Source organism: Streptomyces caniscabiei, from assembly GCF_014930365.1.
Lineage (GTDB): Bacteria > Actinomycetota > Actinomycetes > Streptomycetales > Streptomycetaceae > Streptomyces > Streptomyces caniscabiei.
Window position 1 is genome coordinate 109,366 of the sequence record NZ_JABXWI010000011.1, and the last position, 24,613, is coordinate 133,978.

The 24,613-nt window shown below is 70.3% G+C and carries 21 protein-coding genes; 1 reads left to right on the plus strand and 20 read right to left on the minus strand.

The window, feature by feature from the left end:
- Positions 1 to 34: 34 nt before the first annotated feature.
- From carB to pyrR, 6 genes are all read right to left on the minus strand, one after another.
- Positions 35 to 3,343, minus strand: a complete 3,309-nt coding sequence (gene carB, locus HW837_RS28895) for a carbamoyl-phosphate synthase large subunit (RefSeq protein WP_093789354.1) — start codon at positions 3,341 to 3,343, stop codon at positions 35 to 37.
- On the minus strand, positions 3,336 to 4,478 hold the full coding sequence (gene carA, locus HW837_RS28900; protein ID WP_045557252.1) for a glutamine-hydrolyzing carbamoyl-phosphate synthase small subunit: 1,143 nt from the start codon (positions 4,476 to 4,478) through the stop codon (positions 3,336 to 3,338). Before carA ends, carB begins: the two co-directional genes overlap by 8 nt.
- Entirely contained in the window at positions 4,475 to 5,095 is a 621-nt protein-coding gene (locus HW837_RS28905) for a PH-like domain-containing protein (protein ID WP_045557251.1), read from the minus strand. The genes carA and HW837_RS28905 overlap by 4 nt, the downstream gene beginning before the upstream one ends.
- A complete protein-coding gene (locus HW837_RS28910) occupies positions 5,092 to 6,378 on the minus strand; it encodes a dihydroorotase (protein WP_193380488.1) in 1,287 nt (428 codons plus the stop codon). The genes HW837_RS28905 and HW837_RS28910 overlap by 4 nt, the downstream gene beginning before the upstream one ends.
- Before the next feature lie 4 nt (positions 6,379 to 6,382).
- Complete coding sequence (locus HW837_RS28915) at positions 6,383 to 7,363, minus strand: aspartate carbamoyltransferase catalytic subunit (protein WP_045557249.1); 981 nt, start codon at positions 7,361 to 7,363, stop codon at positions 6,383 to 6,385.
- Positions 7,364 to 7,452: 89 nt separating this feature from the next.
- Positions 7,453 to 8,046: a bifunctional pyr operon transcriptional regulator/uracil phosphoribosyltransferase PyrR gene (gene pyrR, locus HW837_RS28920; RefSeq protein WP_193380487.1), complete on the minus strand. Its 594-nt coding sequence runs from the start codon at positions 8,044 to 8,046 to the stop codon at positions 7,453 to 7,455.
- 219 nt (positions 8,047 to 8,265) lie between these two features.
- On the opposite strand from pyrR, the gene bldD reads away from it, so the two are divergent.
- A complete protein-coding gene (bldD, locus tag HW837_RS28925) occupies positions 8,266 to 8,766 on the plus strand; it encodes a transcriptional regulator BldD (protein ID WP_045557247.1) in 501 nt (166 codons plus the stop codon).
- Between the two features lie 201 nt (positions 8,767 to 8,967).
- Here bldD and nusB read toward each other — a convergent pair whose 3' ends face one another.
- The 14 genes from nusB to HW837_RS28995 form a co-directional block, all read right to left on the minus strand.
- Positions 8,968 to 9,402, minus strand: coding sequence for a transcription antitermination factor NusB (gene nusB, locus HW837_RS28930; RefSeq protein WP_045557246.1), 435 nt, complete (start codon positions 9,400 to 9,402; stop codon positions 8,968 to 8,970).
- A gap of 2 nt (positions 9,403 to 9,404) precedes the next feature.
- A complete protein-coding gene (efp, locus tag HW837_RS28935) occupies positions 9,405 to 9,971 on the minus strand; it encodes an elongation factor P (protein WP_033532566.1) in 567 nt (188 codons plus the stop codon).
- Positions 9,972 to 10,030: 59 nt separating this feature from the next.
- Complete coding sequence (locus tag HW837_RS28940) at positions 10,031 to 11,137, minus strand: aminopeptidase P family protein (RefSeq protein ID WP_045557245.1); 1,107 nt, start codon at positions 11,135 to 11,137, stop codon at positions 10,031 to 10,033.
- A gap of 194 nt (positions 11,138 to 11,331) precedes the next feature.
- The gene (locus tag HW837_RS28945; RefSeq protein ID WP_064744196.1) at positions 11,332 to 12,324 is read right to left on the minus strand and encodes an AAA family ATPase; all 993 of its coding nucleotides are present in this window, start codon (positions 12,322 to 12,324) and stop codon (positions 11,332 to 11,334) included.
- 177 nt (positions 12,325 to 12,501) lie between these two features.
- Positions 12,502 to 13,593: a 3-dehydroquinate synthase gene (gene aroB, locus HW837_RS28950; RefSeq protein ID WP_045557243.1), complete on the minus strand. Its 1,092-nt coding sequence runs from the start codon at positions 13,591 to 13,593 to the stop codon at positions 12,502 to 12,504.
- Positions 13,590 to 14,072, minus strand: a complete 483-nt coding sequence (locus HW837_RS28955; RefSeq protein ID WP_086800695.1) for a shikimate kinase — start codon at positions 14,070 to 14,072, stop codon at positions 13,590 to 13,592. The genes aroB and HW837_RS28955 overlap by 4 nt, the downstream gene beginning before the upstream one ends.
- A 32-nt stretch (positions 14,073 to 14,104) precedes the next feature.
- Positions 14,105 to 15,289 (minus strand): chorismate synthase, encoded by a 1,185-nt coding sequence (aroC, locus tag HW837_RS28960; protein WP_193380486.1) that lies wholly within the window; start codon positions 15,287 to 15,289, stop codon positions 14,105 to 14,107.
- 190 nt (positions 15,290 to 15,479) lie between these two features.
- Positions 15,480 to 15,938 carry a (2Fe-2S)-binding protein gene (locus HW837_RS28965; protein WP_045557240.1) on the minus strand — a complete coding sequence of 153 codons (459 nt, stop codon included), beginning with the start codon at positions 15,936 to 15,938 and terminating at the stop codon, positions 15,480 to 15,482.
- A 28-nt stretch (positions 15,939 to 15,966) separates the two neighbouring features.
- Positions 15,967 to 18,174 (minus strand): xanthine dehydrogenase family protein molybdopterin-binding subunit, encoded by a 2,208-nt coding sequence (locus tag HW837_RS28970; protein ID WP_193380485.1) that lies wholly within the window; start codon positions 18,172 to 18,174, stop codon positions 15,967 to 15,969.
- A 127-nt stretch (positions 18,175 to 18,301) separates the two neighbouring features.
- The gene (locus HW837_RS28975; RefSeq protein WP_193380484.1) at positions 18,302 to 19,141 is read right to left on the minus strand and encodes a shikimate dehydrogenase; all 840 of its coding nucleotides are present in this window, start codon (positions 19,139 to 19,141) and stop codon (positions 18,302 to 18,304) included.
- Complete coding sequence (gene mltG / locus HW837_RS28980) at positions 19,138 to 20,934, minus strand: endolytic transglycosylase MltG (protein ID WP_193380483.1); 1,797 nt, start codon at positions 20,932 to 20,934, stop codon at positions 19,138 to 19,140. Before mltG ends, HW837_RS28975 begins: the two co-directional genes overlap by 4 nt.
- Before the next feature lie 124 nt (positions 20,935 to 21,058).
- Positions 21,059 to 21,523, minus strand: a complete 465-nt coding sequence (ruvX, locus tag HW837_RS28985; protein ID WP_093789435.1) for a Holliday junction resolvase RuvX — start codon at positions 21,521 to 21,523, stop codon at positions 21,059 to 21,061.
- A gap of 38 nt (positions 21,524 to 21,561) precedes the next feature.
- On the minus strand, positions 21,562 to 24,234 hold the full coding sequence (gene alaS, locus HW837_RS28990; protein ID WP_193380482.1) for an alanine--tRNA ligase: 2,673 nt from the start codon (positions 24,232 to 24,234) through the stop codon (positions 21,562 to 21,564).
- Positions 24,234 to 24,608 carry a hypothetical protein gene (locus tag HW837_RS28995; protein WP_093789358.1) on the minus strand — a complete coding sequence of 125 codons (375 nt, stop codon included), beginning with the start codon at positions 24,606 to 24,608 and terminating at the stop codon, positions 24,234 to 24,236. Before HW837_RS28995 ends, alaS begins: the two co-directional genes overlap by 1 nt.
- Between the last annotated feature and the right edge of the window lie 5 nt (positions 24,609 to 24,613).

Sequence of the window (24,613 nt, forward strand, 5' to 3'; positions counted from 1 at the left end):
GGGGACACCGTTTCCGGTGTCCCCCTCTCGGCTGCTAGTCGCGGGCCGCGGTCAGGTGTTCGGCGTGTTCCTGGAGCGAGCGCACGCCCACGTCACCGTGGTTGAGCGCGTCGATGCCCTGGACGGCTGCCGCGAGGGCCTGCACGGTCGTCAGGCACGGCACGGAGCGGGCCACGGCGGCCGTACGGATGTCGTAGCCGTCGAGACGGCCGCCGGTGCCGTAGGGGGTGTTGACGATGAGGTCGACCTCGCCGTCGTGGATGAGCTGGACGATCGTCTTCTCACCGTTCGGGCCGGTGCCCTCGGACTGCTTGCGCACGACGGTGGCGTTGATGCCGTTGCGCTTGAGGACCTCGGCGGTGCCGGACGTGGCGAGCAGCTCGAAGCCGTGCGCGACCAGCTCGCGCGCCGGGAAGATCATCGATCGCTTGTCGCGGTTGGCGACCGAGATGAACGCGCGGCCCTTGGTGGGCAGCGGCCCGTACGCGCCGGCCTGCGACTTGGCGTACGCCGTGCCGAAGACGGAGTCGATGCCCATGACCTCGCCGGTGGAGCGCATCTCCGGGCCGAGGATGGTGTCGACGCCACGGCCGTGGATGTCGCGGAAGCGCGACCACGGCATGACCGCCTCCTTCACGGAGATCGGCGCGTCGAGCGGCAGCTCACCGCCGTCCCCGTTGGCCGGAAGCAGACCCTCCGCCCGCAGCTCGGCGATGGTGGCGCCCAGCGAGATCCGGGCGGCGGCCTTCGCCAGCGGCACCGCGGTCGCCTTCGAGGTGAAGGGGACGGTGCGGGAGGCACGCGGGTTGGCCTCCAGGACGTAGAGGATGTCCCCGGCCATCGCGAACTGGATGTTGATCAGTCCGCGCACGCCGACGCCCTTGGCGATGGCCTCGGTGGAGGCGCGCAGGCGCTTGATGTCGAAGCCGCCGAGGGTGATCGGGGGCAGGGCGCACGCCGAGTCGCCGGAGTGGATGCCGGCCTCCTCGATGTGCTCCATCACGCCGCCGAGGTAGAGCTCGTGGCCGTCGTACAGGGCGTCCACGTCGATCTCGATGGCGTCGTCGAGGAAGCGGTCGACGAGGACCGGCCGGGAGGGGCTGATCTCGGTCGACTCGGCGATGTACGACTCCAGGCGGGCCTCGTCGTAGACGATCTCCATGCCGCGTCCGCCGAGCACGTAGGACGGGCGGACGAGGACCGGGTAGCCGATCTCGTCGGCGATGGCCTTGGCGCCGGCGAAGGTGGTCGCGGTGCCGTGCTTGGGCGCGGGGAGGCCGGCCTCGGCGAGGACGCGTCCGAAGGCGCCGCGGTCCTCGGCGGCGTGGATGGCCTCCGGAGGGGTGCCGACGACCGGGACGCCGTTGTCCTTGAGCGCCTGCGACAGACCCAGCGGGGTCTGGCCGCCGAGCTGGACGACGACGCCCGCGATCGGACCGGCCAGCGACTCGGCGTGCACGATCTCCAGCACGTCCTCGAGGGTCAGCGGCTCGAAGTACAGGCGGTCGGAGGTGTCGTAGTCCGTGGAGACGGTCTCCGGGTTGCAGTTGACCATCACGGTCTCGTAGCCCGCGTCGCTCAGGGCGAAGGAGGCGTGGACGCAGGAGTAGTCGAACTCGATGCCCTGGCCGATGCGGTTCGGGCCGGAGCCGAGGATGATCACGGCCGGCTTCTCGCGCGGGGCGACCTCCGACTCCTCGTCGTAGGAGGAGTAGAAGTACGGCGTCTTCGCCGCGAACTCGGCGGCGCAGGTGTCGACCGTCTTGTAGACCGGGCGTACGCCCAGCGCGTGGCGGACCTCGCGCACCACGTCCTCGCGCAGGTCCCGGATCTCGCCGATCTGCTGGTCGGAGAAGCCGTGCCGCTTGGCCTCGGCGAGCAGCTCGGGGTCGAGCTTCTCGGCGGCGGCCAGTTCGTCGGCGATCTCCTTGATCAGGAAGAGCTGGTCGACGAACCACGGGTCGATCTTGGTGAACTCGAAGACCTCCTCCGGCGTGGCACCCGCGCGGATGGCCTGCATGACGGTGTTGATGCGGCCGTCGGTGGGCCGGACGGCCTCTTCGAGGAGAGTGGCCTTGTCGCCGGGCTCGCCGACGAAGGTGAACTGGCTGCCCTTCTTCTCCAGCGACCGCAGCGCCTTCTGGAGCGCCTCGGTGAAGTTGCGGCCGATCGCCATGGCCTCGCCGACCGACTTCATGGTCGTGGTCAGGGAGGAGTCGGCGGACGGGAACTTCTCGAAGGCGAACCGCGGGGCCTTGACGACCACGTAGTCGAGCGTCGGCTCGAAGGAGGCCGGGGTCTGCTCGGTGATGTCGTTGGGGATCTCGTCGAGCGTGTAGCCGACGGCCAGCTTGGCGGCGATCTTGGCGATCGGGAAGCCGGTCGCCTTGGAGGCCAGCGCCGAGGACCGTGACACGCGCGGGTTCATCTCGATGACGATGACCCGGCCGTCCTCGGGGTTCACCGCGAACTGGATGTTGCAGCCGCCGGTGTCGACGCCGACCTCGCGGATGATCGCGATGCCGACGTCACGCAGCACCTGGTACTCGCGGTCGGTGAGCGTCATCGCGGGCGCGACGGTGATCGAGTCGCCGGTGTGGACGCCCATCGGGTCGAAGTTCTCGATGGAGCAGACGACCACGACGTTGTCGTGCTTGTCGCGCATCAGCTCCAGTTCGTACTCCTTCCAGCCGAGGATGGACTCCTCCAGGAGCACCTCGGTGGTGGGAGACAGGGTCAGGCCCTGGCCGGCGATGCGGCGCAGTTCCTCCTCGTCGTGGGCGAAGCCGGAGCCGGCGCCGCCCATGGTGAAGGAGGGACGGACGACGACGGGGTAGCCGCCGAGCGTCTCGACGCCGGCGAGGACGTCCTCCATGGAGTGGCAGATAACGGACCGGGCGGACTCGCCGTGGCCGATCTTGGCGCGGACGGCCTCGACGACGTCCTTGAAGAGGTCGCGGTCCTCGCCCTTGTTGATGGCCTCGACGTTGGCGCCGATCAGCTCGACGCCGTACTTCTCCAGCGTCCCGGCCTCGTGCAGCGAGATGGCCGTGTTGAGGGCCGTCTGACCGCCGAGGGTGGGCAGGAGGGTGTCCGGGCGCTCCTTGGCGATGATCTTCTCGACGAACTCCGGGGTGATCGGCTCGACGTAGGTGGCGTCGGCGATCTCCGGGTCGGTCATGATCGTCGCCGGGTTGGAGTTGACCAGGATGACGCGCAGGCCCTCGGCCTTGAGCACGCGGCACGCCTGGGTGCCGGAGTAGTCGAACTCGGCGGCCTGGCCGATGACGATCGGGCCGGAGCCGATGACCAGGACGGACTGGATATCGGTGCGCTTAGGCACGCTGGCCCTCCATCAGGGATACGAAGCGGTCGAACAGGTAGGCGGCGTCGTGCGGGCCCGCTGCCGCTTCGGGGTGGTACTGGACGCTGAAAGCCGGCCGGTCGAGGAGTTGGAGCCCCTCCACCACGTTGTCGTTGAGGCAGACGTGGGAGACCTCGGCGCGGCCGTAGGGGGTGTCGGAGACCTCGTCGAGCGGGGCGTCGACGGCGAAGCCGTGGTTGTGCGCGGTGACCTCGACCTTGCCGGTCGTACGGTCCTGCACCGGCTGGTTGATGCCCCGGTGGCCGTACTTCAGCTTGTAGGTGCCGAAGCCGAGCGCGCGGCCGAGGATCTGGTTGCCGAAGCAGATGCCGAAGAGCGGGGTGCCGCGCTCCAGGACCGCCCGCATGACGGAGACGGGGTGGTCGGCGGTGGCGGGGTCGCCGGGGCCGTTGGAGAAGAACACGCCGTCGGGGTTCACGGCGTACACGTCCTCGGCCGTGGCCGTGGCCGGGAGCACGTGCACCTCGATGCCGCGCTCGGCCATCCGGTGCGGGGTCATGCCCTTGATGCCGAGGTCGACGGCGGCGACGGTGAACTTCTTGGTGCCGATGGCGGGGACGACGTACGTCTCCTTGGTGGCGACCTCGGCGGAGAGGTTCGCGCCCTTCATCTCGGGCGCCTCGCGGACCTCGGTGAGCATGACGCCCTCGTCGGGCAGCGCGTTGCCGGAGAAGATGCCGACGCGCATGGCGCCGCGCTCACGGAGGTGGCGGGTGAGGGCGCGGGTGTCGATGCCGGAGATCCCGACGACGCCCTGGGCGCGCAGCTCGTCGTCCAGGGAGCGCCGGGAGCGCCAGTTGGAGGGCACGCGCGCGGGGTCGCGGACGACGTATCCGGCGACCCAGATCTTCTTGGACTCGGGGTCCTCGTCGTTGACGCCCGTGTTGCCGACGTGCGGGGCGGTCATGACGACGACCTGGCGGTGGTACGACGGGTCGGTGAGGGTCTCCTGGTAGCCGGTCATCCCGGTGGAGAACACGGCCTCGCCGAAGGTCACCCCCACGGCCCCGTAGGCACGGCCGCGGAACATCCGGCCGTCCTCCAGGACGAGTACGGCGGGAACCCTGGTGGCTCCCCGGGTGGAGGTCGTCATCGTGCGCCTTCCGTTTCCGTCTTGTTGATCATCTGGTTCAGGGTCTCGACCCACTCGTTGTGCTCGGCCGCGCGGTCGGAGCGGAATCCGGAGTCGAGCAGCTTGCCGCCGTGCTCCCAGGTGACGACCAGCAGCCCGCCCTCGGTGAGGACCTTGCCGGCGATGCCCTTGTCGAGCCGGGCCTCGCGCAGGGCGTCGGCCGGGACGAAGAAGTCCGTCGCCCCCGGGCGTACGACGTCCAGGCCCGCGTCCGTCAGCGTCAGCTCGACCCGGCTGCGGGTGCCCAGGCCGTGCGCGACGATGCGATCGAGCCACTGCCCGGCGGTGGTGGAGCCGTGGTAGCGGCCGCTCATGCTCAGTCTGGCTTCACCGGGCTCGTCCGGCATTCCAGGCAGCGGCGGCTTGCCGCCTCCGTTGAGGGTGGTGGTGGGCGACGGGCGGGCGGGCAGCTCCGGGAGGTCGCTCTGGAGCGTGCCGCGCCACTTCCAGCCCTCGCGCATCAGCCAGTAGACGAGCGCGACGAAGAGGGCGAGTCCGACGACCCAGCCGATGCGCGCGGCCCAGTCGGTGACCTCGGCCGATTCCTTCTCTGCGGCCAGCAGAATTACAGGTGTCACGTGAGCTTCCCGTCGACGAGCGTGGCCTTGCCCCGCAGCCACGTGTGCGTGACACGGCCCGGCAGCTCGCGGCCCTCGTAGGGGGTGTTGCGGCTGCGCGAGGCGAAGCCCGCGGGATCCACCGACCCACGGTATGCCGTGTCGACGAGCGTGAGGTTGGCGGGCTCACCTGCCGAGACGGGACGTCCATGGCCGGACGCCTGTCCGATCTTGGCGGGCTTGACGGACATGCGGTCCGCGACGCCCGCCCAGTCGAGCAGACCGGTGCTGACCATCGTCTCCTGGACCACCGACAGCGCGGTCTCCAGGCCGACCATGCCCATGGCGGCCGCGGCCCACTCGCAGTCCTTGTCCTCGTGCGGGTGCGGGGCGTGGTCGGTGGCGACGATGTCGATCGTGCCGTCGGCGAGGGCCTCGCGCAGGGCCAGCACGTCGCGCTCGGTGCGCAGCGGCGGGTTGACCTTGTAGACCGGGTTGTAGGAGCGCACCAGCTCGTCGGTGAGCAGGAGGTGGTGCGGGGTGACCTCGGCGGTGACGTCGATGCCGCGGGACTTGGCCCAGCGGACGATCTCGACGGACCCGGCGGTCGACAGGTGGCAGATGTGGACGCGGGAGCCGACGTGCTCGGCGAGCAGGACGTCCCGGGCGATGATCGACTCCTCGGCCACCGCCGGCCAGCCGCCGAGGCCCAGCTCGGCGGAGACGATGCCCTCGTTCATCTGGGCGCCCTCGGTGAGGCGCGGCTCCTGCGCGTGCTGGGCGACGACCCCGCCGAAGGCCTTCACGTACTCCAGGGCCCGGCGCATGATCACCGCGTCGTCGACGCACTTGCCGTCGTCGGAGAAGACGGTGACGCCCGCCGCCGACTCGTGCATGGCGCCCAGCTCGGCGAGCTTCTTGCCCTCCAGGCCGACGGTGACGGCGCCGATGGGCTGCACGTCGCAGTAGCCGTGCTCCTGGCCGAGCCGGTAGACCTGCTCGACCACACCGGCGGTGTCGGCGACGGGGAAGGTGTTGGCCATGGCGAAGACGGCCGTGTAGCCGCCGGAGGCCGCGGCGCGCGTGCCGGTGAGCACGGTCTCGGAGTCCTCGCGTCCGGGCTCGCGCAGATGGGTGTGCAGGTCGACGAGGCCCGGCAGCAGCACCTTGCCCTCGGCCTCGACGACCACCGCGCCCTCGTCCGACAGCCCGGTGCCCACCTCGGCGATGACCTCGCCGTCGATCAGCACGTCCTGCGGCTCGCCGCCCAGCACCTTCGCACCACGGATCAGGATCTTGCTCATGGACTTACTTCTCCTCGGTGGTGCGGGTGTGGGTCACGGCGGGCTCGTTGCCGCCCAGCAGCAGGTACAGCACGGCCATCCGGATGGAGACGCCGTTGGCGACCTGCTCGACGACGGTGCAGCGGTCGGAGTCGGCGACCTCGGCGGTGATCTCCATGCCGCGGACCATCGGGCCGGGGTGCATCACGATGGCGTGCTCGGGCATCCGCGCCATGCGGTCGCCGTCGAGGCCGTAGCGCCGCGAGTACTCGCGCTCGGTGGGGAAGAACGCGGCGTTCATCCGCTCTCGCTGGACGCGCAGCATCATCACCGCGTCGGACTTGGCGAGCGTGCTGTCGAGGTCGTAGGAGACCTCGCAGGGCCAGGTCTCGACGCCGACCGGGACCAGGGTGGGCGGGGCGACGAGGGTGACCTCGGCGCCGAGGGTGTGCAGCAGGTCCACGTTGGAGCGGGCGACGCGGCTGTGCAGGACGTCGCCGACGAGCGTGATCCGCTTGCCGGACAGGTCCTGCCCGAGCCCGGCGTCCCGGCCGACGAGGCGGCGGCGCATCGTGAAGGCGTCCAGCAGGGCCTGCGTGGGGTGCTGGTGGGTGCCGTCGCCGGCGTTGATCACGGCGGCGTCGATCCAGCCGGAGGTCGCCAGGCGGTACGGGGCCCCCGAGGCGCCGTGCCGGATGACGACGGCGTCGACCCCCATGGCCTCCAGCGTCTGGGCGGTGTCCTTCAGAGACTCGCCCTTCGAGACGCTGGACCCCTTGGCGGTGAAGTTGATGACGTCCGCCGAGAGGCGCTTCTCGGCGGCCTCGAAGGAGATCCGGGTGCGGGTGGAGTCCTCGAAGAAGAGGTTGACGATCGTGCGGCCGCGCAGGGTCGGCAGTTTCTTGATCGGCCGGTCGGCGACCCGGGCCATCTCCTCGGCGGTGTCGAGGATCAGGACGGCGTCGTCACGGGTGAGGTCGGCGGCCGAGATGAGATGACGCTGCATCTTTCAGGCTCCGTAAGGCAGTTCGGGAGATTACGGGCAGTCAGGGGCATCGCGGAGGGACGTACGGCACGAGGCCGCACGCGCGCGTGCTACTGCTGGGCGGTCCGCTTCGCGCCGAGCAGAACGGTGTCCCGACCGTCCTCCTCGGCGAGCTGAACCTTGACCGTCTCCCGCAGCGACGTGGGGAGGTTCTTGCCGACGTAGTCGGCGCGGATGGGCAGTTCGCGGTGGCCCCGGTCGACGAGGACCGCGAGCTGGACGGCGCGCGGGCGGCCGATGTCGTTCAGCGCGTCGAGCGCCGCGCGGATCGTGCGGCCGGAGAAGAGCACGTCGTCGACGAGGACGACCAGGCGGCCGTCGATGCCGTCACCGGGGATCTCGGTGCGGGCCAGCGCACGTGGCGGGTGCATGCGCAGGTCGTCGCGGTACATGGTGATGTCGAGCGAGCCGACCGGGATCTTGCGGTCGGTGATCTCCGCGAGCTTGGCGGCGAGCCGCTGGGCGAGGAAGACGCCCCGGGTCGGAATGCCGAGGAGCACCACGTCGTCGGCACCCTTGGCGCGTTCGACGATCTCGTGGGCGATGCGGGTCAGTACGCGTGCGATGTCGGGGCCTTCGAGAACGGGCCGGGCATCGGACGACTGCGGGTTCTGGGGCAGGTCCTGCGCGTCTTGCGTGTCCATACGAAACGGACCTCCTTCTCCGCCTCACGGGACGGACCTTAAAGGACGTCGGATTTGCGCCGTCAACGTTAGCAGGCCCTCGAAACGCCCCTGATCACCCCCCTGGCCCAACAGAACGCGGTTACCACGGAAGAGTCGGTCCGGACCATTCGGCTTGACGGGGCAGAGTCACGCTGCGTAACCTCACAGTGAGTCACCAGCCTTCGTCCGGGGAGCTATATGTCCAGCGAATACGCCAAACAGCTCGGGGCCAAGCTCCGGGCCATCCGCACCCAGCAGGGCCTTTCCCTCCACGGAGTCGAGGAGAAGTCCCAGGGACGCTGGAAGGCGGTCGTGGTCGGTTCGTACGAGCGCGGCGACCGCGCCGTCACCGTGCAGCGCCTCGCGGAGCTGGCGGACTTCTACGGGGTCCCCGTGCAGGAGCTGCTTCCTGGTACGACCCCTGGTGGCGCCGCCGAGCCGCCGCCGAAGCTGGTCCTGGACCTGGAGCGTCTGGCGCACGTGCCGGCCGAGAAGGCGGGCCCGCTCCAGCGTTACGCGGCGACGATCCAGTCCCAGCGCGGTGACTACAACGGCAAGGTGCTCTCGATCCGCCAGGACGACCTGCGCACACTCGCCGTCATCTACGACCAGTCCCCCTCGGTCCTCACCGAGCAGCTGATCAGCTGGGGCGTCCTCGACGCGGACGCGCGCCGCGCGGTCTCCCACGAGGACAACTGACACCTCGGGCAACATCAGCAGAAACGTGCCGCCGGGGTGACCTCGAACCTGATGGTTCGAGGTCACCCCGGCGGTTTTTCGGTACGTCCTCACGGAAGGAGCGGCGGCAGCGCCCCCGGAGGGGCGCGGGGAACTGCGCGACCAGCCACGAATCACCCGCAGCCGACTCCGCACAGCACCCCGACGGCGCTCCCCCGCTCTTTACTCGGCTTCCCGGCGGAGCGAAGGCTTGAGGTCCTTCAACCGACCGAGCAGCCCGTTCACGAACGACGGCGAGTCGTCCGTGGAGAACTCCTTCGCCAGCTGCACCATCTCGTCGAGCACCACCGCGTCCGGGGTGGCGTCGACCCAGATCAGCTCGTACGCGCCGAGCCGCAGGATGTTGCGGTCCACCACCGGCATCCGGTCGAGCGTCCACCCCACCGAGTACTGCGCGATCAGCTCGTCGATCCGCTTGGCACGCTCGGCGTACCCCTCGACCAGCTGCATGGTGTACTCGCTGACCGGCGGCTGGCGGGTGTCGCTGTGGGCGTGCCGGATCCAGTCCGCGAGGACGGTCACGACGTCGACCCCGCGCTGGTCGCCCTCGAAAAGGATCTGGAAGGCGCGCTTGCGGGCCGTGTTACGGGCAGCCACGGTTAGCTGTTCACCCGGCCGAGGTAGTCGCTGGTGCGGGTGTCGACCTTGATCTTCTCGCCGGTGGTGATGAAGAGCGGCACCTGGATCTGGTGGCCGGTCTCCAGCGTCGCCGGCTTGGTGCCACCGGTGGAGCGGTCGCCCTGGACGCCGGGCTCGGTCTCCTGGATGACGAGCTCGACGGCGGCCGGCAGCTCGACGAAGAGCACCTCGCCCTCGTGCTGCGCGACGGTGGCGGTGAAGCCCTCGATCAGGAAGTTGGCGGCGTCGCCGACGGCCTTGCGGTCGACCATGAGCTGGTCGTAGGTCTCCATGTCCATGAAGACGAAGTACTCGCCGTCCATGTAGGAGAACTGCATGTCGCGCTTGTCGACAGTGGCCGTCTCGACCTTGACGCCGGCGTTGAACGTCTTGTCGACGACCTTGCCGGAGAGCACGTTCTTGAGCTTGGTGCGCACGAAGGCCGGGCCCTTGCCGGGCTTGACGTGCTGGAACTCGACGACGGACCAGAGCTGGCCGCCTTCGAGCTTGAGCACCAGGCCGTTCTTGAGGTCGTTCGTGGAAGCCACGGTTGCGGAATCTCCTGGACTGACGTGGACGACCCCGGGCCACGCGCCCAGCCGATGAGCTAGAGCGCGAGCAGCTCCTTGGTCGTGATGGTGAGTAGCTCGGGTCCGCCGTCCGCCTCGGGGCGTACGACGAGCGTGTCATCGATCCGGACTCCGCCCCGGCCCGGGAGGTGGACCCCCGGTTCGACGGTGACCGGCACGCAAGCGTCCAGTTTACCCATGGCCGCGGGGGCCAACTGCGGGTCCTCGTCGATTTCGAGTCCGACCCCGTGCCCCATCAGCACCGGGAGACCCTCACCGTGCCCCGCGGAGTCCAGGACCTGGCGGGCCGCGCGGTCCACGGCCCGGTAGGCCGCACCGGGGACCAGGGACTCCCGTCCGGCCCGCTGGGCTGCGAAGACCAGGTCGTACAGCTCGATCTGCCAGTCGGCGGGCGAGGTTCCGATCACGAACGTACGGCCGATCTCACAGCGGTAGCCGCGATAGGTGGCGCCGAGGCAGACGGAGAGGAAGTCTCCCTCCTCGACCCGGCGGTCGGTGGGGACGTGCCGGGGACGGCCGGAGTTCGGGCCGGTGGCGACGGAGGTGGCGAAGGCGGGGCCGTCCGCGCCGTGGTCGACGAGGCGGCGCTCCAGTTCCAGGGCGAGATGGCGCTCGGTGCGGCCGACGAGGATCGATTCGAGGAGTTCGCCCAACGCCTGGTCGGCGATCTCCGCGCCGATCCGCAGACAGGAGATCTCGTCCTCGTCCTTGATCACTCTCAGCTGCTCGACCGCGCCGCCGAGGTCGGCCAGCCGCAGCCGGGGCGCGACCGAGCGGATGGCTCGGCCGCGGGCCATGGTGAGGTGGTGCTCCTCCACGGCCAGGGAGTCGGCGCCCAGGGCGGTGGCGAGGTCGGCGGCCGCGACCGCCGGGTCGCCGCCGGGCCGCGGCAGCACCTGGACGCGTACGGCGTCGTCGGGCCGGCCCTCGCCGATCTCGCCGCTCGGCGGTGCGCCGCAGAGCAGGACGTCCTCGCCCCTCCCGAGCAGCAGCACCGCACCCCGCGGTGCCGCTCCCGCGAGGTAGCGGACGTTCGCCGGGCGGGTGACGAGTGCGGTGGGGCTGCCGCCGGCCTGGCAGCGTTCTCTCAGCCGGGCTCGGCGGGCCGCGTAGACCTCAGACATGTGCCGAGCGTATGAGCTTCGCCGGACGGCCGCCGGTCGAGCGGGGCCGAGTGGGGGGCGCCCCACGGGAACGGAGGACGTACTTGAGGCTGTGAGCCGAGTGCGCGCCGGTGGGGTTGTTCGCGCGGTTCCCCGCGCCCCTGAAGGGTCGGCTCAGGCCGCCGGGGCCATCGGTGCCGTCCGCCCGTGTCCCGCTACCACTTCGGAGGGCTCGCGATCGACCGTGCCAGGACCTCGTCCAGGACGCGGGCCGTGGCCGGGACGTCCAGCTGGGAGTTGTCGATGATCGGCAGGCCCGAGCCGTACCAGCCCGCCATCCGGCCGTGGATGCGGGCGACCTCTTCGTCGGTCAGGCGGCGGTTGCCCGAGCGCTCGGCATTGCGTTCGAGGACAATCTCCAGGCCCGGGAGGAGGACCACCGGCAGCAGACCCGGACCGACATGGCGCTTCCAGCCGCCGAGGCCGACGACCGGGCGGTCGGGGAAGACAGCGTCGTCGAGGATGCAGGAGATGCCGTTGGCCAGGAAGTTCCTGGCGGAGAAGCCACAGGTGCGGCGGGCGAGACGATACTGCGCCTCGGAGTTGTCGTTCCACCCGGACTGCGGGTCCGCGAAGCCCGAGCGCACCCACTCGCGCACGTCGTCCAGGCTGATGTGCGCGGTGGGCACCCTGCGGTGGTCCGCCCAGTACTTGGCGACGCTGGTCTTGCCGGCCCCGGCGGGCCCGATGAGCAGCACCGCGAGCGTGGTGGTCGTGACGTCGGGGGCGCCGGTGGCGGGCGGCGGCATGGTGACGGGACCGCCCGGGGGCAGTTGCACATGCCCGGTGGTGTCCCTCGGCATCCCGGTCTGCTGCGGGGCGGAGGGGTGCGGGTGCCCGGGGCCGCCGGCGAAGCCCGGCGCGGGGGGCACCGAACCGGGAGGGGCGGGCGGGGGTGCCGAGACGGGGGGCGCGGCGGGCGTGGGCGGGGCCGCCGGTGCGTGCGGGGGCGGCGGCACGGGGCCCGGGTGCGAGCCCGGGGGGACCGGGTGGCCCGCACCGGGGTGTCCCGGCGGGTTGGCGCCCGGCGCTCCCGGATGCGGGGGTGCCGGGTGTCCCTGGTGGTTCGCGGTCGGCGACCAGGGGGCCGCCGGGTCCTGCCCCGGCCGATGGGGCGGCGGCAGCGGAGCTCCCACTGCGTGCTGCATCCGGTGCCACTCCGTCTCGTACAGTCACATCGACACTGGCGAGCGGGGTCTCGCGACCCCGCCCTTACCGAACGGTACCGTCCCCGGCCGCCGTTTGGTGAACGGCCGGGGGCAGCCCGAAGTGCCCAAGTGGCCATGGACACAAGGCGAATCGGGCAAGTGGTGCCCGAGCGGGCGTTACTGGCCCACTTCGCCGTAGGCGGCGAGCAGGATCGCCGGGTCGGGTCCCTCCAGGACGGTGGGCTTGGCCAGTCCGTCCAGGACGATGAAGCGCAGCAGGTCGCCCCGGGACTTCTTGTCGACCTTCATCGTCTCCAGCAGCCGGGGCCACTGGTCGTAGCGGTAGTGCAGCGGCAGCCCGACCGACTCGAGGACCGTGCGATGACGGTCCGCGGTGGCGTCGTCCAACCGGCCCGCCAGACGGCCCAGTTCGGCCGCGAAGTGCATGCCCACGGAGACGGCCGCACCGTGCCGCCACTGGTAGCGCTCGTTCTTCTCGATCGCGTGGGCCAGCGTGTGCCCGTAGTTGAGGATCTCGCGGCGGCCGGACTCCTTGAGGTCGCCGGAGACGACCTCGGCCTTGACCCGGATCGACCGCTCGATCAGCTCGGAGGTGTGCGGTCCGGCCGGGGTGCGGGCGGCCTGCGGGTCGGCCTCGACGAGGTCCAGGATCACCGGGTCGGCGATGAAGCCGGCCTTGATGATCTCGGCGAGTCCGGAGACGTAGTCGTTGACCGGCAGCGAGTCGAGCGCGGCCAGGTCGCACAGCACGCCGGCCGGCGGGTGGAACGAGCCCACCAGGTTCTTGCCCTCGGCCGTGTTGATGCCGGTCTTGCCGCCGACCGCCGCGTCCACCATGGCCAGGACGGTGGTCGGGATGGCGATCCAGCGGACTCCGCGCAGCCAGGTCGCCGCCACGAAGCCGGCCAGGTCGGTGGTGGCGCCGCCGCCGACACCGACGATGACATCGGTGCGGGTGAAGCCGGACTGGCCGAGGGCCTTCCAGCAGTACGCGGCGACCTCGGCGGTCTTGGCCTCCTCCGCGTTCGGCACCTGGATCGCGACCGCCTCGAAGCCCTGCTCCGCCAGGTCGGCGCGCAGCGCCTCCCCGGTGTCCGCCAGCGCCTCGGGGTGGATCACCGCGACGCGCTTGACGCGGTTGCCGATCAACCCGCCCAGCTCGCCGAGGAGTTGACGCCCCACCAGGACCTCGTACGGCTCGGTGCCCGCCGTGCCGCCGACCTGGATACGGGTCACTGTCTCGCTCATGCTTCCTTCAACTCCAGTGCGTCCAGGGCCGCTCGGGTGACTTCCTCGGGCGTGCGGCCGTCGGTGGCGACGACGGCCGTGGCGACCTCCTCGTAGAGGTGGCGCCGGGCCTCCATCAACTCCCGCCACTGCTTGCGGGGATTGACGGCCAGCAGGGGGCGGGCGGCGTTGAGGCCCGTGCGCTTGACGGCCTCCTCGACGTCCATCGACAGGTAGACGACGCGGTGTCCCACGAGCAGAGCCCGGGTGTCGGCGTCGAGGATCGCGCCGCCGCCGAGGGCGAGGACACCGTCGTGACCGGCGAGAGCCGTGTGCACGGCCTTCTTCTCGACGGCGCGGAAGGCGGGCTCGCCCTCGTCGACGAAGATCTCCGCGATCTCGCGGCCCTGCTCGGCCACGATGTCGTCGTCGGTGTCGCGGTAGGCGACACCGAGCCGCTCGGCGAGCAGCCGTCCGACGGTGGACTTGCCGACGCCCATGGGGCCGACGAGGACGACCAGAGGCACCGGGCTCACCGGATCGCGAGGTGGTCGAGGTAGGAGCGGACGTTGCGGGCCGTCTCGGGGACGCTGTCGCCGCCGAACTTCTCGGCCACCGCGTCGGCCAGCACCAGGGCCACCATCGCCTCGGCGACGATGCCGGCCGCCGGCACGGCGGAGACGTCGGAGCGCTGGTGGTGGGCCTGCGTGGCCTCGCCCGTGGTCACGTCGACGGTCTGCAGGGCGCGCGGCACGGTCGCGATCGGCTTCATCGCCGCGCGGACCCGCAGCAGCTCGCCGGTGCTGAGCCCGCCCTCGGTGCCGCCGGAGCGGCCGGAGACCCGGCGGATGCCCTCGGGGGTGTTCACGATCTCGTCGTGCGCCTTGGAGCCGGGCACCCGCGCCAGCTCGAAGCCGTCGCCGATCTCGACGCCCTTGATGGCCTGGATGCCCATCAGCGCGCCGGCCAGGCGGGCGTCCAGCTTCCGGTCCCAGTGCACGTGCGAGCCGAGGCCCACGGGCACGCCGTAGGCCAGGATCTCGACGACGCCGCCGAGGGTGTCGCCGTCCTTGTGTGCCTGGTCGATCTCCGCGACCATCGCCTTCGACGCGTCCGCGTCCAGGCAGCGCACCGGATCGGCGTCCAGCTTCTCCACGTCGGCCGGGGTCGGGTACACACCCTGCGGGGCCTTCGCGGCGGCCAGCTCGACGACGTGGCTGACGATCTCGACGCCGGCCGTCTCCTTCAGGTACGACCGGGCGACGGCACCGAGGGCGACCCGGGCCGCGGTCTCGCGGGCGGAGGCGCGCTCCAGGACCGGGCGGGCCTCGTCGAAGCCGTACTTCTGCATGCCGGCCAGGTCGGCGTGGCCGGGCCGGGGGCGGGTCAGCGGCGCGTTGCGGGCGAGTCCGGCGAGGATCTCCGGGTCGACCGGGTCGGCCGCCATGACCTGCTCCCACTTCGGCCACTCGGTGTTCCCGACCATGATCGCCACCGGGGAGCCCATGGTGAGGCCGTGGCGCACACCGCCGAGGAAGGTGACCTCGTCGCGCTCGAACTTCATCCGGGCACCGCGTCCATAGCCCAGGCGCCGCCGGGCCAGGTGGTCCGCCACCATCTCCGTGGTGATCGGCACGCCGGCGGGAAGGCCCTCCAGCGTCGCGACAAGTGCGGGACCGTGGGACTCCCCCGCGGTCAGCCAGCGCAACCTGCTCAACGGTGCTCCTCAGTGCTCGCGCCCGGTACTGCGTCCTGCCTGCGTGTACGCGCGTCCTCGCGTACGGCGACGGCTACCGGGTGCGCGGCCCCGGCCCGCCACCTCCGATCCTCCCACGTCCGGGGCGGGAGCCGGTCACAGGTCCAGCAGACGGACGGGCCGGGCGCGCGGGACGGGGCACCGAGGCGGGTCAGCGCATCTTCGCCGCCGCGCTCTTGATCGCCTCACGGATACGGAAGTACGTGCCGCAGCGGCAGACGTTGGCGATCTCGTCGATGTCGGCGTCGGTGGGGTCGCTGGTCCGCTTGAGCAGGGCGACGGCGGCCATGATCTGTCCGGGCTGGCAGTAGCCGCACTGGGCCACGTCCTGCTCCAGCCAGGCCTCCTGGACGGGGTGCAGCTCGTCGCCGTCGGCCAGGCCCTCGATGGTGGTGACCTCGCGGCCCGCCGCCTCGGCGACCGGCACCACACAGGGGCGGACGGCCTCGCCGTCGAGGTGGCTGGTGCAGGCCTTGCAGACGTCGATGCCGCAGCCGTACTTGGGCCCGCGCACACCGAGCAGGTCGCGCAGGGCCCACAGCAGGGGCAGGTCGTCGGGGGCGTCGACGGTGACGGTCTCGCCGTTCACGGTGAAGGTGTGGGAGGGCATCGAGGTGCTCCTGGATCGTGCGGCCGGCTCAGCGGGGGAAGGGCGTGAAGTCGACGTCGAAATTGACGGGGAAGCTGCGCGGCTTGGTGCCGGTGGCCCGCGCGTAGGCGTTGGCGACGGCGCCGACGGCCGCGGGGACGCCGAGTTCGCCCGCGCCGCCGGGTTCGTCGGCTCCCTCGATGACGAAGATCCTTACGTCCTTCGGGGAGTCCTTCTGGCGGGCGTAGTGGAACTGGGAGTAGCTGCCTTCCAGCGGCAGCCCCTCGTCGATGTGGAGGCCGGCCCGCAAGGTGGTGGAGATGGCGTCCGTGAGCCCGCCGAGCAGCTGGGCCTCCAGGCCGCGCGGGTTGATGACCCGACCCACGTCGGCCGCGATGACCGCCTTCGTCACCCGGGGCTTCTTCGGATCGGTCGCGTCGATCTCGACCAGACAGGCCGTGCAGGCCTTGTACTCGTCGTGGAAGGCGACGCCCTGCGCCCAGCCGTCGGGGAGGCTCCGCCCCCAGTCCCCCTCCGTCGCGACCTTGTCGAGCACGGCCCGCTGCCGCGCGGTCTTGAGGAACTCGCGCCGGAAGGCGACGGGGTCCTTGCCCAGCTTCGCCGCCAGCTCGTCGACGATGATCTCCTCGGCGCCGCGGCTGTTGGCCGAGTACACCGAGCGCCACGACCCGGTGTGCATCCTGATCGGTACCTCGGTGAGCGTCTGGGTGGTGACGCCGAAGTTGTACGGGGACTTCACCGTGGTCAGGAACAAGGTCTGGGCGAAGGTCGCGTTCCCGATGCCGGACGGCAGGCTCGCCGCGGCGGCGGTGATCGCGTCGCCGAGGCCGTGCCGGAAGTCGGTCTCCACGGCGGCCACCTGGTGCTGGAAGGTGAGCACCTGCCCGGCCGCGTAGGTGGCCCGGACCCGGTGGTGGGTGGCGGGCCGCATCCGCCCGTGCCGCATGTCGTCGATACGGGACCACATCAGCCGTACGGGCCGCCCGCTCTTCTTCGACACGACGGCGGCCTCCAGTGCCGCGTCGTAGAAGAGCCGCCGCCCGAAGGAGCCGCCGGACTGGACGACGTGCACCTCGACCTTGGACACGGGAAGCCCGACGGCCTTGGCGATGGCGGCCTGGGCGACGATCGGCGACTTCAGCCCGGACCAGATCTCGGCCCGGTCCTCCCGTACGTCCGCGACGGCCGAGTTGGTCTCCAGCGGAGCGTGGCTGGCGAACGCGAAGTCGAACTCGCCCTCCACCTTCTTCACCAGCAGCCCGAGGACGTCCAGCGAGGGCGTGGCCGCCTTCAGCTTCGCCCTGATGCCGTCGTCCGAGAGGGTGTCGACGCTCCCCGGGCCCCAGGTGACGTCCAGCGCCTCCTTGCCGTCGAGAGCCTGTCCGAACGTCTCCGCGACGACGGCGACGCCCGTGTCGATGGTCACCACGTCGAGCACGCCGGGCATGGCCCGTACGGCCGCCTCGTTGTTCACCGCCTTCACGGTGCCGTTGATCGTCGGCGGCCTGCGCACCATGCACGGCTTGGCCCCGGGGACGTCGAGGTCGAGCGTGTAGGCCTGCTTTCCGGTGACCAGGGCGCGGGCGTCGATGCGTGAGGTGGGCGTGCCGACGAGGGTGTGTTCCGCCTCCTTCTTCGGCGTGACGGTGAGGGAGCCGAGGTCGAGGGAGGCGGCGGCCGCCGAGAGCGAGCCGTAGGAGGCGGTACGCCCGTCCGGCGCGACGACGACACCCTGACGCACCGTCAACCCGCTTGCCGGTGTTCCCCATTGTTTCGCGGCGGCGCCAACCAGGCGGGCCCGTGCGGCGGCTGCCGTGTGCCGGACCGGATCGTAGAGCGAGCGGACGGAGTTGGAGCTGCCGGTGAGCTGGTTGAACAGCAACTCCGGCCGTGCGTCGTCCAGTTGGATCCTGACCCGGTCGAGCGGAGTGTCCAGTTCCTCCGCCACCAGCATCGCCACGGCGGTGGTGAGCCCCTGCCCGACCTCCTCGCGCGGCAGCCGGAAGTGGGCCACGCCCTTCTCGTCGACGCTCAGCACCAGCATGTGCGCCGTCGGTGTCCCCGCCAGGATCAGCAGATCACCGAGGTCCACCAGATCCGCCGGTGCGGGCAGTGTGGGGATCGCCGCCTCCGCGCTGCCGGGCTCGTAGACGTCCAGGCCGATCTTGGTCGCGACCGCGAGGGTGGGCGCGGCCACCAGATACGTGAGAAACCTGCGCCGGGAGTGACGTGACATGGGGGCTCCGTTCGACGGCCCGCCTGCGTCGCCGGGCCGCCCGGCGATGATCGCCGCTGGTTACCCCTCGGTACAAGGGGTTCACAGGATCAGCACACGCGGGATGCCCGCCCTGTCTCCGCCGCGCTCAGCCGCGCTCGGCCAGCGCCCGCTCCCCCGCCGTCCGCATCGCCGCCACCGGCGCCGTCTTGCACCCGGTCATCTGCTCGACCTGGAGCACCGCCTGGTGGACGAGCAGATCGAGCCCACTGACGACCGCGCCGCCGTAGGCCGACCAGCGCGCGGCGAGTTCCGTCGGCCACGGGTGGTACAGCACGTCGAACAGCGTCGTCGCCCGCTCCGGCACCGCACCGGACAGCGCGTCCGTCGCCCCGGCCGGTGTCGTGGCGATGACGAGGGGAGCGCTCAGCCCGCGCTCGGCCTCCGCCCAGTCCGCCGTCCGCACCTCGACGTCCAGCCGCTCGCCCCACTGCCGCATCTCGGCGGCCCGCGCCTCGCTCCGGACGTACGCCACGACCTCACCGGTGCAGATCCGGGCGAGTGCGGCGAGCGCGGAGGACGCCGTGGCGCCCGCGCCGAGGATGGCCGCCGACTCCACCTGCTCGATACCGCGCTCCCGCAGGGCCGCGACCATCCCGGGGATGTCGGTGTTGTCGCCGACGCGACGTCCGCCCTCGGTGAACACCAGCGTGTTGACCGCCTCGACGGAGGTCGCCGTCTCGCTGATCTCGTCCAGCAGCGGAATGACCGCCCGCTTGAGCGGCATGGTCAGCGAGAGCCCCGCCCACTCCGGCCCGAGCTGCTCGACGAACCCGGGCAACGCCTCCTCGTCGACCTCGAAACGGTCGTACGCCCAGTCGCTGAGCCCGAGTTCGGCGTACGCGGCCCGGTGCAGCACCGGGGAGAGCGAGTGGGCGATGGGCGAACCGAGTACGGCGGCGCGGTTCTTGCTGGCGGTGCGGCTCATTGTGCGTTCTGCGCTTCCTGGTACTTCCGGCGGTTCTTGTTGTGCTCTTCGTTGGTGACGGCGAACAGCGTCTCGTCCTCGCTGATCGACACGAAGTAGTACCAGTCACCCTTGGCCGGCTTGAGTGCTCCCTCGATCGCCTCGTCGCCGGGGTTACCGATCGGCCCGGGCGGCAATCCATACACCTTGTACGTGTTGTACGGGTCGTCGATCCGCCGCAGCGAGTCGACCGAGCCGGTCGCCAACTTGGATTCACCGCGCAGGTAATTGACCGTCGAGTCGAAGTCGAGCAGACCGGCCGTCTCCGCGTTGTTGGGTTCGAGACGGTTGTAGACGACCCGCGCGATCTTCTTGTAGTCCTTCTTGTTGTTTCCCTCAGCCTGCACAAGGCTTGCGACGGTGAGCACCTGAAGCGGACTTTCGAGCTTGAGGCCCTTGGCCTTACCCTCCAGATCGAACTGCTCGTACTTCGCCTTCGAGAGATCGATCATTTCCTTCAGGACCGCCTCGGGCTTCATCCCCTTCGCGACCGGATAGGTGGACGGGTAGAGGAATCCTTCCAGCGGATCCTTGATGTCGTCGTTGTCGTTCGCCCACTTCGGCAGCCCGAGTGAGTCCCACTTCTTCTCGGCGACATCCTCGGTCGTGCCCTTGTCGAGGCCCAACTCTTTATCGATCTTCGCGTAGACCGAGTTGTTCCGCTCACCTTCGGTGACAGTGAAGTTGTTCTGGCTCTTCGGATCCAACATCAAGGCGATAGCGCTTTCAGCAGACATCTCCTTCTTGAGGAGATAAACGCCGGCCTGAATGCCCTTGGGGTTCTTCGCCAGAGCGGCCGTAAAGGCGTCCACACTCTTGACGACCCCGGCCGCCTTCAGCTTCTGCCCGATGTCCGACCCGAACTCACCCTTGGCGACCGTGATCGTGACGGTCTCGTTCGTTCCGTTGCCCGAGTAGTCGGGAGCCTCACCGAAGCGGCTCTGGAAGAACTGGTACCCGAAATAGCTCACACCGGCGAAGCCACCACCGAACACCATGACGACCACCAGGCAGGCGCACCCGCTGCGGCGCTTCTTGCCGCCCTTGCCCGGCTTCTTGCCCTTGCCGCCGCGGCCCTTCCGGTCGCCGCGGCCGGCGCGCCCCTCCGACTCGTCCTCGTCGTCGTCATCGGCGCCGCCGGCGAAGAACGCGTGCTCGCCCTGGTCCGGCCCGGGGTCCCAGTCGGTCCGTTCGGCGGCCGGCTGCTCGGGCTCCGGAGCGGGCGCGGGTGTGGTGTTCGCGCGGCGGCGGGCGGGCGGCTCCGGCGGCGGATACGCGTCGGGCGTCCCGTAGAAGTCCTGCTGGTCGCCGCCCCCGTAGGCCATCGCCTGCTGCTGGCCGCCGTAGGGGTCGTTCGGGTCGCCCGGGTAAGTGCCCTGCTGGTGCTGGTGTGTTCCGTCGTTCCAGCCGCCGTTGACCTGGTCGTACTGCTGCTGACCAGGTCCGGGGTACTGCTGCTGGTGGTGCTGGGGCTGCTGCTGGCCGGCGTACTGCTGGCCCGGGTCGCCGTACTCCTGCTGGTACTGCTGCTGGGCGTAGGCGTCCTGGTGGCCGTTGCCCCAGTTGCCGTCGCCGTGTCCGTTGCCGTAGTGCTGCTGGTACTGCTGCTGCTCCGGGTAGTGCTGCTGCGGCTGGCCGCCGTAGGCGGACTGCTGGCCTCCCTGGGCCTGCTGTCCGTCCCATCCGCCGTCCCCGTACAACGGGTCGTCCGGATGCCACGGTTCGGAGCCTGGGCCCCGGCCATACTCAGTCATCGATCCCCTAGAGCCGCGAGGCGGCGGTCACGCGGGGCCTGTGGCTCGGCTGTCGTCCCCGCCTCTTTTTGTGCGGTGGCTGTTCGAAGGCCACCACATCGCGCGGAACGTTACCGTATCGCGATCAGATGACCACTTCGACGCCCTCGCCCGGAGCTTTGCCTGACATCCGTTCGGATTCCAACGCCTGTTGCAGGATGATCACGGCTGCTGCCTGGTCGATGACCGACCTGCCCTTTTTGGATTTCACACCTGAGGCACGCAGTCCTTGACCGGCCGTCACCGTGGTCATCCTCTCGTCGATGAGTCTGACCGGAACGGGCGCGATCATGCGAGCCAACTCCTGGGCGAAACCCCGTACCTTGACGGCCGCCGGGCCCTCTCCGCCTTTCAGAGAGCGTGGCAGCCCGACGATTACCTCGATAGGTACGTATTCGTCGACCAGTTGTCTCAATCGCCGCTGAGCGGCCGGGACATCACGTCCGGGAACCGTCTCGACCGGGGTGGCGAGGATCCCGTCGGGGTCGCAGGAGGCGACCCCGATCCGGGCGTCCCCGACATCGATCGCGAGGCGACGGCCACGGCGCATGGCCGGACCGTCGCCTTCGCTCGTGTGATCCGTGGTGCTCACTTGGCCGTCTCGGCGACCAGGCGCTCGACCGCGTCCACGGCCTCGCCGACGGCGGCCGCGTTCTGGCCGCCGCCCTGGGCGACGTCCGGCTTGCCGCCACCGCCGCCGCCGAGCGTCTTGGCGGCCGTACGGACCAGGTCGCCGGCCTTCAGACCACGTTCACGGGCGGCCTCGTTGGTGGCGATGACCGTGAGCGGCTTGCCGTTCACGACGGTGAAGAGGGCGACGACGACGGCCCGGCCGCCCTGGATGCGTCCGCGCACGTCGAGGACCAGCTTGCGCAGGTCGTCGGCGGTGGTGCCGTCCGGGACCTGACCGGTCACGAGAGCGACGCCGGACACGTCCTTGGCGGACTCGGCGAGACCACCGGCGGCCTGCAGCACCTTCTCCGCGCGGAACTTCTCGATCTCCTTCTCGGCGTCCTTCAGCTTGCCGAGCATGGCGGAGACCTTCTCCGGAAGCTCCTCCGGACGGCCCTTGATCAGCTCCTGGAGCTGGGCGACGACCGTGTGCTCACGGGCGAGGAAGTTGTAGGCGTCGACACCGACGAGGGCTTCGATACGGCGCACACCGGAGCCGATCGAGGACTCGCCGAGGAGCTTGACCAGGCCGAGCTGCGAGGTGTTGTGGACGTGCGTGCCGCCGCACAGCTCCTTGGAGAAGTCGCCGATGGTGACGACGCGGACACGCTCGCCGTACTTCTCGCCGAACTCGGCGATGGCGCCCTGCTTCTTGGCCTCGTCGATGCCCATGACCTCGGCGTGGACGTCCAGGTCGCGGGCGAGCACCTCGTTGATCTTCTGCTCGACATCGGTCATCACGGCCGTCGGGACGGCGGACGGGGAGCCGAAGTCGAAGCGGAAGCGGCCGGGCTGGTTCTCGGAACCGGCCTGGGCGGCCGTCGGGCCGAGGGCGTCGCGCAGGGCCTGGTGGGTCAGGTGGGTGGCCGAGTGGGCGCGGGCGATGGCCGTACGGCGACGGCCGTCGATCGAGGCCTGGGCCTTGGCGCCGACGGTGACCTCGCCGACCTGGACGACGCCCTTGTGGACGTACACGCCCGGAACCGGCTTCTGGCAGTCACGGATCTCGATGACGGCACCGGAGTCGACCTTGATCCGGCCGGTGTCGCCGATCTGACCGCCGCCCTCGGCGTAGAACGGGGTGCGGTCGAGGACGATCTCGACCTCGTCGCCCTCGGTGGCGGCGGGCGAGGAGAGACCGTCGACCAGGATGCCGACGACCGTGGACTCGCCCTCGGTGTCCGAGTACCCGATGAACTCGGTCTCGCCGGCGGCGTCGGCGATCTCGCGGTAGGCGCCGAGGTCGGCGTGGCCGGTCTTCTTGGCGCGGGCGTCGGCCTTGGCGCGGTCCCGCTGCTCCTTCATCAGGCGGCGGAAGCCGTCCTCGTCCACGGACAGGCCCTGTTCGGCGGCCATCTCCAGGGTGAGGTCGATCGGGAAGCCCCAGGTGTCGTGGAGCAGGAAGGCCTTGTCGCCGGAGAGGACCTGGCCGCCGGCCTGCTTGGTCTCGGTGACGGCGGTGTCGAGAATGTTGGTGCCGCCCTTGAGGGCCTTGAGGAAGGCGGCCTCCTCGGCGAGGGCGACCGTCTCGATGCGCTTGCGGTCGGTGACGAGCTCCGGGTACTGCCGGCCCATCATGCCGATGACGACGTCGATGAGGTCCTGGACGACCGGGCCGGTGGCGCCGAGCAGGCGCATGTTGCGGATGGCGCGGCGCATGATGCGGCGCAGGACGTAGCCACGGCCCTCGTTGCCGGGGGTGACGCCGTCGCCGATGAGCATCACGGCGGTGCGGATGTGGTCGGTGACCACGCGCAGGGAGACGTCGGAGGCGTGGGCGTCGCCGTAGCGGACGCCGGTCAGCTCGGTGGCCTTGTCGATGACGGCCATGGAGGTGTCGATCTCGTACATGTTCTGCACGCCCTGCAGAATCATGGCGAGACGCTCCAGGCCGAGGCCGGTGTCGATGTTCTTGCTGGGCAGCTCGCCGAGGATCTCGAAGTCCTCCTTGGAGGTGCCCTCGCCGCGCTCGTACTGCATGAAGACCAGGTTCCAGATCTCCACGTACCGCTCATCGTTGACGGCGGGGCCGCCCTCGACGCCGAACTCCGGGCCGCGGTCGTAGTTGATCTCGGAACACGGGCCGCACGGGCCGGGGACGCCCATGGACCAGTAGTTGTCCTTCTTGCCGAGGCGCTGGATGCGCTCCTTGGGCACGCCGACCTGCTCGTGCCAGATGCGCTCGGCCTCGTCGTCGTCCTTGTAGACGGTGATCCAGAGCTTCTCCGGCTCCAGGCCGTAACCACCCTTGTCCTGGGGGCTGGTGAGCAGCTCCCAGGCGTGCTGGATGGCGCCTTCCTTGAAGTAGTCACCGAAGGAGAAGTTGCCGCACATCTGGAAGAACGTGCCGTGCCGGGTGGTCTTGCCGACCTCTTCGATGTCCGGCGTACGGACGCACTTCTGCACACTGGTGGCGCGGTCGAAGGAGGGCTTGACCTCACCCAGGAAGTACGGCTTGAAGGGGACCATTCCCGCGTTGACCAGGAGCAGAGTCGGGTCGTCCGCGATGAGCGACGCCGAAGGGACAACGGTGTGACCGCGCTCCTCGAAGAAGCTCAACCAGCGGCGACGAATCTCGGCCGACTCCATCAGTGGTCCTCATTCCGGTTGTACGGGTACGACGAGTTGTCCGCGTACCTCGAATTCCTGCTGTACTTCTGGGTGTTGCTGCTCTCGATGGCGACGACGCGCCGGGGGGCCGGGAGTTCCGGAAGGTGATCGGGGTCGGCCTCGATACCGAGGGCCTCGCCCAACTCGGCCTCCCGCTGGGCCATGTTGTCGCGGACGTCGAGCGCGAAGCCGACGGCCCGGTCCTTGATCCGATGGCCCGCCTCGACCGCCTTGTTCGCCGCCTGGGCGGCGAGGTGCTCGGGGGTGAGCTGCTTCAGTGTGCGGTTGACCTTGGTGGTGGCCCACACACCGGCGGCGACCCCTGTGGTGAACCAGAACGTACGACGGAACATCGCTC

Excerpts from the sequence above, each read along its gene's own strand:
- HW837_RS28910 (WP_193380488.1), bottom strand. The coding sequence starts at position 6,378 with ATGAGCAAGATCCTGATCCGTGGTGCGAAGGTGCTGGGCGGCGAGCCG.
- HW837_RS28975 (WP_193380484.1), bottom strand. The coding sequence starts at position 19,141 with ATGAGCCGCACCGCCAGCAAGAACCGCGCCGCCGTACTCGGTTCGCCC.
- HW837_RS28940 (WP_045557245.1), bottom strand. The coding sequence starts at position 11,137 with ATGTCTGAGGTCTACGCGGCCCGCCGAGCCCGGCTGAGAGAACGCTGC.
- aroB (WP_045557243.1), bottom strand. The coding sequence starts at position 13,593 with ATGAGCGAGACAGTGACCCGTATCCAGGTCGGCGGCACGGCGGGCACC.
- bldD (WP_045557247.1), top strand. The coding sequence starts at position 8,266 with ATGTCCAGCGAATACGCCAAACAGCTCGGGGCCAAGCTCCGGGCCATC.
- HW837_RS28955 (WP_086800695.1), bottom strand. The coding sequence starts at position 14,072 with ATGGGCGTCGGCAAGTCCACCGTCGGACGGCTGCTCGCCGAGCGGCTC.
- mltG (WP_193380483.1), bottom strand. The coding sequence starts at position 20,934 with ATGACTGAGTATGGCCGGGGCCCAGGCTCCGAACCGTGGCATCCGGAC.
- alaS (WP_193380482.1), bottom strand. The coding sequence starts at position 24,234 with ATGGAGTCGGCCGAGATTCGTCGCCGCTGGTTGAGCTTCTTCGAGGAG.
- HW837_RS28965 (WP_045557240.1), bottom strand. The coding sequence starts at position 15,938 with ATGCCCTCCCACACCTTCACCGTGAACGGCGAGACCGTCACCGTCGAC.
- HW837_RS28995 (WP_093789358.1), bottom strand. The coding sequence starts at position 24,608 with ATGTTCCGTCGTACGTTCTGGTTCACCACAGGGGTCGCCGCCGGTGTG.
- carA (WP_045557252.1), bottom strand. The coding sequence starts at position 4,478 with ATGACGACCTCCACCCGGGGAGCCACCAGGGTTCCCGCCGTACTCGTC.
- pyrR (WP_193380487.1), bottom strand. The coding sequence starts at position 8,046 with ATGGACACGCAAGACGCGCAGGACCTGCCCCAGAACCCGCAGTCGTCC.
- HW837_RS28915 (WP_045557249.1), bottom strand. The coding sequence starts at position 7,363 with ATGCAGCGTCATCTCATCTCGGCCGCCGACCTCACCCGTGACGACGCC.
- HW837_RS28970 (WP_193380485.1), bottom strand. The coding sequence starts at position 18,174 with ATGTCACGTCACTCCCGGCGCAGGTTTCTCACGTATCTGGTGGCCGCG.
- ruvX (WP_093789435.1), bottom strand. The coding sequence starts at position 21,523 with ATGCGCCGTGGCCGTCGCCTCGCGATCGATGTCGGGGACGCCCGGATC.
- HW837_RS28945 (WP_064744196.1), bottom strand. The coding sequence starts at position 12,324 with ATGCAGCACGCAGTGGGAGCTCCGCTGCCGCCGCCCCATCGGCCGGGG.